Annotated in this window: 12 protein-coding genes; 3 read left to right on the top strand and 9 right to left on the bottom strand. The window is 43.2% G+C overall.

Annotated features, from left to right (window positions below; translation table 11 throughout):
• Positions 1–118 precede the first annotated feature (118 nt).
• Entirely contained in the window at positions 119–628 is a 510-nt protein-coding gene (locus tag T359_RS0112820) for a helix-turn-helix domain-containing protein (protein WP_026517832.1), read from the top strand.
• A gap of 71 nt (positions 629–699) precedes the next feature.
• Here the strand turns inward: T359_RS0112820 and T359_RS0112825 are convergent, their stop codons facing one another.
• From T359_RS0112825 to T359_RS0112845, 5 genes are all read right to left on the bottom strand, one after another.
• Entirely contained in the window at positions 700–1,680 is a 981-nt protein-coding gene (locus T359_RS0112825) for a hypothetical protein (RefSeq protein WP_155840120.1), read from the bottom strand.
• A 206-nt stretch (positions 1,681–1,886) separates the two neighbouring features.
• Positions 1,887–2,762, bottom strand: coding sequence for a carbohydrate ABC transporter permease (locus tag T359_RS0112830; protein WP_051545377.1), 876 nt, complete (start codon positions 2,760–2,762; stop codon positions 1,887–1,889).
• A gap of 15 nt (positions 2,763–2,777) precedes the next feature.
• Entirely contained in the window at positions 2,778–3,686 is a 909-nt protein-coding gene (locus T359_RS0112835; RefSeq protein ID WP_026517835.1) for a carbohydrate ABC transporter permease, read from the bottom strand.
• 136 nt (positions 3,687–3,822) lie between these two features.
• On the bottom strand, positions 3,823–5,259 hold the full coding sequence (locus tag T359_RS0112840) for an ABC transporter substrate-binding protein (RefSeq protein ID WP_026517836.1): 1,437 nt from the start codon (positions 5,257–5,259) through the stop codon (positions 3,823–3,825).
• A gap of 86 nt (positions 5,260–5,345) precedes the next feature.
• A complete protein-coding gene (locus tag T359_RS0112845) occupies positions 5,346–6,392 on the bottom strand; it encodes a LacI family DNA-binding transcriptional regulator (RefSeq protein ID WP_026517837.1) in 1,047 nt (348 codons plus the stop codon).
• A gap of 419 nt (positions 6,393–6,811) precedes the next feature.
• Here T359_RS0112845 and T359_RS0112850 point away from each other — a divergent pair, with 419 nt between their 5' ends.
• Positions 6,812–9,256 (top strand): GH36-type glycosyl hydrolase domain-containing protein, encoded by a 2,445-nt coding sequence (locus T359_RS0112850; protein WP_026517838.1) that lies wholly within the window; start codon positions 6,812–6,814, stop codon positions 9,254–9,256.
• Positions 9,257–9,518: 262 nt separating this feature from the next.
• Here the strand turns inward: T359_RS0112850 and T359_RS0112855 are convergent, their stop codons facing one another.
• A complete protein-coding gene (locus tag T359_RS0112855) occupies positions 9,519–9,719 on the bottom strand; it encodes a cold-shock protein (protein ID WP_013281837.1) in 201 nt (66 codons plus the stop codon).
• A gap of 272 nt (positions 9,720–9,991) precedes the next feature.
• Between T359_RS0112855 and T359_RS0112860 the strand changes: the two genes are divergently transcribed.
• The gene (locus T359_RS0112860) at positions 9,992–10,279 is read left to right on the top strand and encodes a YerC/YecD family TrpR-related protein (RefSeq protein ID WP_026517839.1); all 288 of its coding nucleotides are present in this window, start codon (positions 9,992–9,994) and stop codon (positions 10,277–10,279) included.
• A gap of 52 nt (positions 10,280–10,331) precedes the next feature.
• Here T359_RS0112860 and T359_RS0112865 read toward each other — a convergent pair whose 3' ends face one another.
• From T359_RS0112865 to T359_RS0112875, 3 genes are read right to left on the bottom strand one after another with little or no spacing between them, the layout of a single operon-like run.
• A complete protein-coding gene (locus T359_RS0112865; RefSeq protein ID WP_026517840.1) occupies positions 10,332–11,363 on the bottom strand; it encodes a CPBP family intramembrane glutamic endopeptidase in 1,032 nt (343 codons plus the stop codon).
• 2 nt (positions 11,364–11,365) lie between these two features.
• On the bottom strand, positions 11,366–11,854 hold the full coding sequence (locus T359_RS20330) for a bactofilin family protein (RefSeq protein WP_051545379.1): 489 nt from the start codon (positions 11,852–11,854) through the stop codon (positions 11,366–11,368).
• 18 nt (positions 11,855–11,872) lie between these two features.
• Complete coding sequence (locus T359_RS0112875) at positions 11,873–12,655, bottom strand: murein hydrolase activator EnvC family protein (protein ID WP_081795576.1); 783 nt, start codon at positions 12,653–12,655, stop codon at positions 11,873–11,875.
• Positions 12,656–12,702: the final 47 nt, after the last annotated feature.

The raw sequence follows: 12,702 nt of genomic DNA on the forward strand, positions 1-12,702 counted from the left end.
TTTGATAATATTATTGTAAGTTTTATCCTAATATGTTTAAATAAGTACGTTGGCAAACAAATGGGACATATTTTCCCATTAGGGGGAATTAGAATTATATGTATTACGGAGGTATATCATGGGGAAAAGATCAATAAGAGAAGATAAAAACATCTTTTTCGAAAGCAGGGAACAGGCCGGGCTTACCAGAGCTCAGGCAAGTGAGCTTCTCGGTGGAATAAGTGACAGCAGTCTTGAGAAGATGGAAACAGGTAAAACAAGCATCTATCCAGAGGATGTTGTGGCAATGGCAAGAGCCTACAAGAAGCCTGAACTTTGCAACTACTACTGCACTCACGAGTGTGCCATCGGTAGAACCTCAGTACCGGAAGTGAAGCTTTCATCTCTTTCAGAGATAGTTTTAGGTATGCTTTCATCACTTAACTCTTTGGAAAATCAGAAGAATCGTCTTATTGATATCACTGCCGACGGCATTGTATCTGATGATGAGCTGGCAGATTTCGCTGAGATTCAGAAGAACCTTGAGCAGATCGATACCACAGTAGAATCCCTGAAGCTCTGGGTGGCCAATACCATCGCTGAAGGCAAGCTTGATAAGGAAAAGCTTGAAGCCCTTAAAAGAAAATAATTTAATATGTATAAATCAAGGCCGTTGCTTTCACTAAGTGATCTGCAACGGCCTTTTTTCATAAATTTATATCAGTTATTCGGGCCCCAATCAGGTATTGAATTGGGAACCGGTCCTACGTTATTACCCTGTGGCTGGTTGGGTGTCCACTGGGCCCCGGAAGGCATATTTTGATTCACCGGATTCATCTGAGGCTGCTGTCCTGCAGGATTCCACATATTGTTCTGCATTCCCTGAGTTTTTCCCATTGCCATAGGATTGGGATTACTTACGGGAGTCATGCCGCCGTTATAATTCTCATACATCTCTGCCATCTTCTCTTTCTTTCTGGCTGAGAAATAAAGGAAAAGTCCTGTTCCCAGTACTGCAAACATTCCCAAAACAAGGATCAGATAATCCAGACTCTCAATAAGTCCTCCGCCCTGCCCGCCTGCTGCAGCAGCAGAACCATCAAGGCTAAAGTATGCATGAATGGACTGGTCACTGCCAAGATCAAAGAGATCCCACTGAAGGGAAGCGCCTTCATCCGAAACATATGGTGCATCATGATCATATGCAGGTGAAGGAAGATAAAGAGTAATTCTGGCAGAAGCGCCATAGGCCTCAACAGTCTGTTTTAATTGTTCGATAGACTCTGATCCTTCATCGCTAAAGAGATTCCAGTCTATAGAGCAGTCATTGCCATCTATTGTCATGTTGAATCTTCCGGGGCCAAAGCCTGCAAATTCCATTCCGGAACCCTCAACATATAAATTATTCATTGTCTCATTGATATCCACGTTCTGGGCTGAAACCACATACCCCTCGTAGCCGTCCTTATCATAATCCTGAACAGTAAAACCGCGGTCCTGAAGTTCATCAAAGATGGGAGACATATCATACTTATCCGGTTCCAATCCGGCTGCCTCCAGCTCACTGATATTAGTCGCATAAAGAATTGCTATCGAGCCCGTTCCGTCACTGTTTATCTGGAACATATTCTCGTATTTTCCGCACCCCATAAGACATACGGCAAGAAACGCCATCACCAGAATACATTTAATTCGTTTCATACTTCCTCCTAAAACTAAGATCTTTCGATCCTTTCCTAACTCCCAACACAATAACATAAAATGCCCTGTTTTTCTATACCAAAACGGCGAAAAACCATGGCATCGGGGAATGCCATGGTTCTTCAAAAAACGCTTATAAAAGGAAAGAGTAAAAACCTTAACCCAAGGAAAAACTTGGATGTAAGATTAGGAGGATAGCTACTCCATTAACCCTTAACGCCTCCAAGTGTTACACCACCAACGATGTATCTTGAAAGCAACAGATAAACAACGATAACAGGGAAGATTGAGAATGCTATCATTACGTAAACCTGTCCCATATCAAACTTAAGCCAGTCAGCTGAACGCAACTGAGCAATAAGAATAGGAAGTGTCTTCTTTGTATCAGTATGAAGTACCAGTGCAGGAGTGAAGTAGTTATTCCAGCTGGTTACGAAGCAGAAGATTGCCTGAACGGCGATGGCCGGCTTCATAAGAGGTACAACGATCTGATTAAAGGTTCTGAACTCGCCTGATCCGTCGATACGTGCTGCCTCTACAAGAGAAAGAGGAAGTGTAGCATCCATGTACTGCTTCATATAGAAGAATACTGCAGGTGCTGCAACAGCAGGTACAATAAGAGGAACAAAGCTGTCATCAAGCTTCATCTTGTCGATCAACTGCAGGAAACCAAGAGCGGTAACCTGTGTAGGGATCATCATAACTGCAAGGATGAATGTAAACATAAACTTCTTAAGCTTGAAGTCATAAGCATGAATAGCATAAGCAGTCATTGTTGAGAAATATGTTGAAAGAACTGCTGATGCAAGAGCAACAAACAGAGAGTTAATAATACCGCTGAAGATAGGAAGTGTTCCGTTCTTCAGATTGATCCAGTTCTCCAAAAGGTGTGTACTGGGAATAGCGGTAAATCCTCTGGTAAGCTCTGAATTGGATCTGGACGCATTGATAAACAATACATAGAACCAGAAAAGGCACAGAAATGATACCAAAACAAGTACGATATATGCGATTAGACGCCTAGCGTGGACGGATGCTCTGTTCTCATCCTGACCTGCCATTTTACTTACATTATCTGCCATTTTTGTCTCTCCTCATCACTTAGTTTCTTTTTGAGCAGTAAACTTAAACACTATAAGGCTAAGAATACCGGTAATGATGAACATGAATACTGAAAGTGCACCGGCAAGACCGTAGTTCTTACTGAACAGATGCTTATTCAAATACATGATCAATGTCATTGATGAACGCATAGGATCTCCGGATCCGTTAGTAAGGATCTGAGGAACATCGAACATCTGGAGACCACCGATAAGTGATGTGATCATTACGAAAATAAGAATTGGTCTGAGCAGTGGCAATGTAATCTTATAGAAAATCTGAGTAGCTGTAGCACCGTCAACCTGTGCTGCCTCAAAGAGTGAAGGGTCGATACCCATCATACCAGCCATCAGAAGAATTGTCGTATTTCCAAACCACATAACGCAGTTCATAAATGCAACCAGTGAGCGAACTGACCAGATATGTGACATGAATTTGTATGGCTCAGCAATAAGACCCATATTTAAAAGCATTGAATTGATAGGGCCGCCATCTGCGAACAATGTGAAGAACAACATTGAGAAAGCAGATGCCATGATAAGGTTGGGCATGTAGATTACTGTTTTAAAGAATCCCTGGCACTTAAGTCTGAGTGATGGATCAGTGAACCATGCACCAAGAAGAAGTGAAAGGACAATCTGTGGAATAAAGCCCATTATCCACATAATCATTGTGTTCTTGAAATATGTGGGAAGGTCTCCGTTGGAAATGATTGTGATATAGTTCTGAACACCGATAAATGTTGGACCGATCTGTTTAAGTCCTGAACGATAGTTCTCGAAAAATGAATTGTAGACAGTTGTTACAAGCGGTATCATCTGGAATACAAGATAAACAACAACAAAAGGTATTAAGAAGATATATCCCCATTTGTTGTAGCTTACAACTTTACTTCTCTTCTTCATAAGCGTCCCCTTTAAACTTTTCCTATTTCTTTTTTTAATATGGGGCGCACGGTCAAACCAATGCGCCCCTTTCCTTTTCCTCACAATAGCCGCAGATACACTCACCTACGTATTGCCGAATTGTAGTCTCAACAGATTAGTCTGTTGTAAGTTCAGGATACTTCTCTACGATAGCCTTCTTGAAGATCTCAAGAGCCTCGTCAAGAGTAGCGTTTCCATCGAAGTAGTTCTTCATTGCTCTCTGGAACTCTTCGTTACATCCCTGATCGTATGCACCCTGGTTTGAAAGGTCACACTTCTCAGCACCTGTGCAGAACATTCCAAGAGGATTCTGTCCACCGAATACTGAGAATGCATAAGCATCATCAGCTGCAGCCTTTTCCATAGCAGGCTTGTTGTTTACGAAATCTGAATCCTTAGCAACGATGTCAAGCATGATCTCTTCATTGCATGTAAGCTGCTTCATGATATCACCAACGAGAGTCGGGTTATCTGTTCCAGTTGCACCGCAGATCCATGTGCCGCCCCAGAAGAAGCCCTGAGGTCCCTCAGTTGCGCCCCAACCACCAAGGTTAGCGATTGAACCATCTTCATTAGCTGCCATACAGAAGTTGATAAGCCATGCAGGTCCAAAGTAGCAGAATACCTTTCCATCAGGATAGAAGCCCTTTGACCAGTCATCTGACCAAAGATCAGATGTTGTTGTCATCTTCTCGTCTGCCATCTTCTTTGAAAGCTCAACCCACTTCATAAGGTTATCATCGATAACAACCTTGCCGTTCTGTACCCACTGGCCAGAAACGTTGTTAGAGAATACACGATAAGCATCGTTTGTTGTAGCTGTCATGTTGTAACCAGCTGCCTTCATTGTGTCAGCTGTAGCTGAGAATGTATCCCAGTCAGCAACTGCCTTCTGAACCTCTGCAGGATCATCTGATCCAAGAACTTCCTTAGCAGCCTCACGGTTGTAGATAAGTACACCAGGGCAGCCCTGCCATGAAACACCCTTAAGAGTGCCTGTAGAATCTGTCATAACGTCCTGTGTGTACTTGTACTGATTTGCAAGGTCAGCATCTGTAAGACCGAAATCAGCAACAGGTGCTGTGTACTCTGTGTCAACATACTTAAGAGCGTAGTCAGCCTCAACAAGGAAAATATCAATCTTGTCATCAGCAGCTGCATCAGCCTGCTTAAGAAGTGTCTCATCCAGGTTGTTCTGATAAGCATTGTCATCACTAGGTGTAATATTCCATACAACGCTTACATCACCGATTGTACCATGAGTAGCATCAACCTCTGTATATCCAGGATAGTGATCTTTAAGTCTTGACTTAAACTCCTCGTTCCAACAGTAGATGTTAAGAACCTTTCCCTCTTCAGCTGCGGGCTCAGCAACTTCTGCTGTCTCAGCTGTCTCTGCAGCAGGCTCAGCCTCAGCAGGTGCAGCAGTCTCTTCAACTGTTGTTGTTGCAGGTGTCTCTGCAGCAGGTGTTGCAGCTGTCTCGCCGCAAGCGGTAATCATTCCGGCTACCATTGTAGCTGAAAGGATAACACCAAGTAACTTTTTCTTCATAACCAAATTACCTCCATCTCCCTTTTTTAAAAAATTTGTGAGTTAATTTTATCTAAAACAGCTTATGCCGTTTTAAATCTGAATGATTATACAATCTTTCTTTCCTTTGCCTGTTCCCTGGAAAGAATCTTTTTAACTGTCTGGCCCTCTTCAAGTTTGCCGCCTACAACAATCTGTTCAATAAGTGTTCCCTTGGGATTGTTGATAAGATCAATGAGCTTCATGGCAGCCATTCTGCCGATCTTCTCAGTGTCCTGTACTACGGTTGTAAGCTTGGGACTGATTCTGCCAACCAATTCGATACCGTCGTATCCTACTATGGAAACATCTTCCGGTATGCAAAGTCCTCTCTGCCTGATGGCATTGATTCCTCCGAAGGATGCCACATCATCGGGATAAAAGATCACTGTGGGCGGATCGGGAAGATTCAGCAGCTTGTTGGTAGCTACGAATGCTGACTCCGAATCTCTGTAAGGAGAAGCAATCACATACTCATCCGGAACCTCCACATCAAGATCCTGTAATGTCTTATAAAAAGAAGAAAGTCTGCTCTGGGTAACGGAAGATTCCATACCATGTATATAAGCTATCTTCCTATGTCCCATATCATATACATATTTGACAAGTTCCTTCATTCCGGAAACATTGTCAGATACAACTGCTATCCTGTTGTAAAACAGGTGGTCAATGGTCACTACCGGGATATTACTCTTAACAAGTTCATCAACTTCAGGATCGGAGAAATCAACACAAGCTATCATGACTCCGTCAAATCCTCTGTATATAGCATGTGAGAGATATGACATATTGTTGATCCTGGCCTTGCCACCATTGATGAAGGTAATATCAAAGCCATTCTCCTCAGCGGTTCTCTTGAAGCTGTCCAGCACATGATTGAAATAGTCATGTGTAAGTCCGCTGTTGGCCTCATCCACAAACAGAACTCCGATATTGTTACTTCTGTTGGTCTTGAGTGCCTGGGCCGCTGCATTGGGTCTGTACCCCAGCTGCTCAGCAACCTCCCTTATTCTCTCCTTGGTGTCCTTGCCGATATCGCTGTGATCATTCAGTGCCTTGGACACTGTCGCTACCGATACACCGCAGGCCTTGGAGATATCTTTTAGTGAAACCATTCTCCTTGTCATAGCAACCTTTGTTTCTTTGTTTTTGTACTTAATCGTTTTCGTATTTTAAATATACAACACATTGACACCAAAAGCAATAGCATTTTAAATTCTTTTGTGCACATTTTATATTTTTGTGGCATTTCAACAATTCTGTTATCTCTTTTTCATACATTTTTAAATATCAGGTCATATTTTGTTCATAGTTTTAGTAAACGTTTTCGTTTGTTTTCGTTGTTTTGAGTTTCGTTAAGTTAGTATCGTTTTATCGTTCCACGTATGAAACCGCTTTCACGAAACGCTATGTTTTCCTTGGGTTTTCAGTGTTTTTGCCCCATGAAAATTGTTGTTGCAATAAGCGCAATTCTCATATATAATGTGCCTAGTAATTTATCTTAAACGTTTAAGTGTAAACGGGAGGTTATGTAATGAAATACGGCTTTTTTGATGACAATGCCCTTGAGTACGTAATAACTACTCCGAAGACTCCGCTTCCTTGGATCAACTACCTTGGCAACAAGGAGTTCTTCACTCTTATTTCCAATACCTGCGGCGGTTATACCTTTTATAAGGATGCCAAACTTTTAAGACTTACACGTTATCGTTACAACAATGTTCCTTATGATAACAACGGTAAGTACTTCTATATTAAAGATACAACTGATGATGTTGTATGGAATCCGGGATGGCAGCCTGTAAAGACAGCTCTTGATTCTTATGAGTGCCGTCACGGACTTGGTTACAGCAGATTTACTTCCTCCAAGAACAAGGTTGAGGCAAGCGTTCTTACCTTCGTTCCCATGAATGACAACTGCGAAGTTTCCAAGATCACTCTTACTAATAATAAAGAAACAACAGCGAAGCTTTCACTTTTCTCATATGTTGAGTGGTGTCTCTGGAACGCAGACGACGATATGAAGAACTTCCAGAGAAACCTTAGCACCGGTGAGGTTGAGATCTCTGAGAACGGTTCAGTTCTTTTCCATAAGACCGAGTACAGAGAGCGTCGTAATCACTATGCTGTATACGCTGTCAACTCCAAGGTTGACGGTTTCGACACCAGCAGAGATGCATTCCTCGGTGCATACAACGGTCCCGACAGCCCTGATGTAGTTGCAGAGGGCAAGGCTACCAACTCCGTAGCAAGCGGATGGTCTCCTATCGCTTCTCATCAGATCAACGTAGAGCTTGCTCCCGGCGAGTCCAAGAGCTTCATCTTCGTTCTGGGTTACATCGAAAATCCTGAGGACGACAAGTGGGAAGCTCCCAGTGTTATTAATAAGAAGCCTGCTTTTGCAATGCTTGACAGATATAAGACAGACGCTGATGTTGACAAGGCTTTCGAAGAGCTCAAGAACTATTGGAAAGAGCTTCTTAGCATCTACCATGTATCTTCTTCCAACGAGAAGGTTGACCGCATGGTAAATATCTGGAACCAGTATCAGTGTATGGTTACCTTCAACATGTCACGTTCCGCTTCCTACTATGAGTCAGGAATCGGCCGTGGAATGGGATTCAGAGATTCCTGCCAGGATCTTCTCGGATTCGTACATCTCATTCCCGACAGAGCAAGAGAGCGTATCATCGATATCGCTTCCACACAGTTCCAGGATGGAAGCGCTTATCACCAGTATCAGCCTCTTACCAAGAAGGGTAACTCAGATATCGGTTCAGGCTTTAACGATGATCCTTTATGGCTCATTGCAGGTACCAGCGCATACATCAGAGAGACAGGAGATCTTTCTATATTAAAAGAGATCGTTCCTTTCGATAATGATATGAGTGTTGCTAAGACACTTATGGAACACCTTAAGTGCTCCTTCAACTTCACAGCAACTCACAAGGGACCTCACGGTCTTCCTCTTATCGGCCGTGCAGACTGGAATGACTGCCTTAACCTTAACTGCTTCTCAGAGCATCCCGGTGAATCCTTCCAGACCTTCGGACCTTCAGAGGGACCTGTTGCAGAGTCAGTATTCATCGCCGGAATGTTTGTTAAGTACGGTGAGGAATATGCTCAGCTGGCAGAACTCCTTGGAGATGAAGCCGAGGCTAAGCGCGCAAGAGAAGAAGTTGCAAAGGTTTACGAGGCAGCTATCACAGCAGGTTGGGACGGCGAATGGTTCGTTCGTGCTTACGATGCTAATTCCAACAAGGTTGGATCAAAAGAGTGTGAAGAGGGTCAGATCTACATCGAGCCCCAGGGCTTCTGCGTACTGGCAGGCATCGGTGTTAAGGAAGGTCTCGCAGAGAAGGCTCTTAAGAGCGTTGAAGAGAGACTTGATACCAAGTACGGTGTAATGATCCTTCAGCCCGCTTATACCAAGTATCACCTTGAACTTGGTGAAGTTAGCTCATATCCACCCGGATACAAGGAGAACGCCGGTATCTTCTGCCACAACAATCCTTGGGTATCCATCGCTGAGACTGTTCTCGGACACGGCGACAGAGCCTTCGATATCTACAAGAAGACCTGCCCTGCTTATGTTGAGGAGATCAGCGACATCCACTGCACAGAGCCATACGTATACTCACAGATGGTTGCAGGCCGCGACGCCAAGTTCCACGGTCAGGGCAAGAACAGCTGGCTTACAGGTACAGCTGCATGGACCTTTGTAAATATCTCCCAGTACATCCTGGGTGTATATCCTACACATCAGGGTCTTTCCATCAATCCTTGCGTACCTGAAGGCTTTGGTGATTTCGAGCTCACACGTAAGTTCCGCGGTGCTACCTACAAGATCTCCGTTAAGACCAATGGCGCTCAGAAGGGCATTTCCAAGCTTGTAGTTAACGGCAAGGAAGTAAGTGGCAACGTAATCCCTTACGATGCATCCGTCAAGGAATACACCGTAGAAGCTATCATGGGTTGATGATTTGATTCATTAAAATTCAAAAAAACAGAAACAGCCTCATTTCGGCTGTTTCTGTTTTTTTCATTTTATGAATCATCTTTTCCATCCTCTCAACCAACGAACTCCTGGGAGCATCCCATAGACGTCAAAAATGCCATCTGACTAAGTCAGATGGCATTGTTTGATTAATCATTGTTACAATCTTGCGAATTCAAAATATATCTATATATTAGAATAAGGCACTTTGTAGTCTGATTAATTCGCTCTAATCACCCTAGAATTAAAGCTTGTTTACGTTTACGGCCTGAGGTCCCTTTTCGCCCTGGATTACATCATACTCTACAGAAGCGCCCTCTTCGAGAGACTTGAAACCTTCCATGTTGAGTCCTGAATAATGTACGAATACATCATTGCCAGCCTCGTCAGAAATGAAGCCGTAACCCTTCTGGTTGTTGAACCACTTAACAGTACCTTTGTTCATCGTAATACCTCCACTAAAAATAAAAAATAATCGTTCTGTTGTCTACGACAACATATTTAGATTATCACACATATGTACCAAAGTAAAGCGTTTAATGCCAATATCAGTTAAAAATGTGAAAATTTTGTGTCTTTATTATGTTGGAAAAAATGACCCCCTTTACTTTAGAGTTTTAGAGTGATAAAATGTTTAAGCATGAAAGTGTTATAAGCGGAATACTAACCATATATGTACCACTTGTGCGTTTTAATAAATTTACGGAGGAATTACGAATGAACAAAAAAATCAGAACAGATGCAGTTGATCACCTGTTTGACGCTATTCTTTGTCTTCAGAACAAGGAAGAGTGCTACAGCTTTTTCGAGGATCTTTGCACTGTTAATGAGCTTCTGTCACTGTCACAGAGATTTGAGGTGGCATCCATGCTCAGAGATCACAAGACTTATCTGGAGATTGCAGAGAAGACCGGTGCTTCAACTGCTACCATCAGCAGAGTTAACCGTTCCCTCAATTACGGTGATGACGGATATGAGCTTGTATTCGAGAGAATGCAGGAGTGATCGTTGATTAATATGATAAAGGCTTGCGAAGCAGATACTTCGCAAGCCTTTTTTATTTTCTGAATAAACTGATCACTAATCTGGCTATATTCTTATCAAGACCAAGCTGAGCAATGAACATATTTGAAAGACTGTAGATAAGGAATACGATCATTCCCAGATTGATGATGACACTGCTGAATACATGACCTTTTTCCAACTGGCCCTCAACAGGTCTGAAAACGAACTTCTTGTGGTTCAGGATGAGAAGGACAATTCCCAGTAAAAGGAAAGTAATGATTATCATTCCCATCAATCCCAACAGGGCAAATGCCGCAAGGTTCTCGCTCACATAGTTCATATATGCTTCCATATCGCCGCCGTAGACATATTGGGTGAGCTCATCGAAATCTATGGAAATCTTCATGACCTGGGACAATACTGTGGTGGTTCCGTTGATAAACATATGCAGTAGTATGGTGTATATTACCTTACCTGTTCTGATATAGATAAAGGCAAAGAACATACCGATAACAAAGGCATATGCAAACTGGGAAAGATTGCCGTGATAGAGACCGAAGATAAGTCCGGACATTATCATGGCAGTTTTCTCACCAAAGCCCACGGTTCTGTCTATCAGGAATTTTCTGAAGGTCAGCTCTTCGCAAATGGGAGCTGCTACAACCGCTACAATGAAAAGAATTACAGGGGAGACGTTCATCACAAGATCGATGACAGGATTAACGGCTCCTTCTCCGGTGAGTTTTCCAAGTCTTGCGTTGATGATGGAACCAACGATGTTAGAAAGAGCAGCCAGAGCATATACCATGGGAAAACAGCATAGATAAAGGCCGATTCCCATGTCCTTTTTGGGTATTTCTGTTTTCTTAAGTCCTCTTATGGCCAGATACATGGCCGGATATGCAAGACCTACCATGACGATGTAGGTAACTATCAGGTTGGAATTGAGGGAACTAAGAATTCCCGGGCTTAACCTACCGATGATAAATGATATCAGAATAATTAAAAAGCCATATCCCAGCTGGCCGATGGTATAAGTAAGTCCGAATCTGGAGTAGGCTTTCTTTGCAATATTATCGTTCATTATTACTTCTTTTTGTCCTTGCTGTCGATTTTATTCTCTTTATTCTCTTTATTCTCTTTATTCTCGCTCTCTGTGGAAGCGGCCTTATCTGCGGCTGCGCGTTCCTTGGCGATATCTGCGGATGTCTTCTCAAGTCCGGTCATGTCGCACTTGCCTGCGAAAACAGCATTTTCATCAATGATGATGCCCTTGCAGGTAACGTCTCCGTAAACCTTACCTGTGTCTGAAATCTCGATCTTGCCCTGAGGAGCTGAGATATTGCCGTTAACTTCTCCTGCGATGTACACATTCTGAGCTGATACCGTTCCTACGATCTTGCCCTCCTGGCCAACGATGAGAGCTCCGCTTATTGTGACATTTCCCTTAACCGTTCCGTCAATCCTGGTAGAGTCTTTGGTTGTAAGAGGACCGTCCAATACAGCGCCCAGGCCGATAATTGTTCCTACCTGCTCAAGTGATGCATCAAATGTAGTCTCTTTCTTGCCAAACATTTTTGTAACCTCCGTATTTTAGCCATCTATCTCTATAAGATCCTCAGGATTGATAAACTGATCATCCTTCATGATCTGATAGCCGAGTTTGAGAGAATCTTCACCCACAACAAAGATGATGTTGCCCTTGTCGATGGTGGAGCCTTCAGTTACAAGAGGATCACTGGCATTTCTGTAGATGGAAATATATCCGTTGCCGTGGTCGATGGTAACAGCGTTTCCGAACTTCGTATCTGTAGTAACGGAAGTGATAGTACCTGTACCTGAAGCTATAATGCTGCTTCCCTCAGCAGCTGTAAAAAGAACCAGGGGATTGCCCGTGGCTTCATCTTTATTTTCGTCAGTTATTTCGGTGACTTCTGTGGCTGTAAGGTCGTCAACCGCAGGTGTCATGGAGGCTGTTCCTGTCAAAGGAAAGCCTGAAGGAATGGCGAGGCTTTCTGCTTCCTCAGCGGAGAGCTGTTCGTCTTCAAGCCTTTTATTGATAGCAGCGCTCAGCTGCAGAGTCTCGGTCTGAAGCTGCGCATTGGCTGCTTCAAGATTGCTGTTCTCCTGCATAAGGTCAGCGATCTGAGTCGTCTGCTCAGCCTGAAGAGTTCTGAGTGAGTTAATTGTGATAACCGAATAAATGATGTAGCAGACTATGGCAAGGCCTATGACAAAAAGTGTATAGGCCAGAAGCTGCGTTCTGAAGTGATTAAGGTGCAGGCTCCTGGTTGAGCCGTCGGAGTCACCGGATATTATCATAAATGTATAATGTCTTTTATGTCTATGTTTCCTAGGCCTAGAATTTGCGCTCATGTTCACCTCCGCCTAAGAACCTATTTTACCATACCCTCCCATATTTA

It is taken from the genome of Butyrivibrio sp. MC2021 (assembly GCF_000621605.1).
Classification (GTDB): domain Bacteria; phylum Bacillota; class Clostridia; order Lachnospirales; family Lachnospiraceae; genus Butyrivibrio.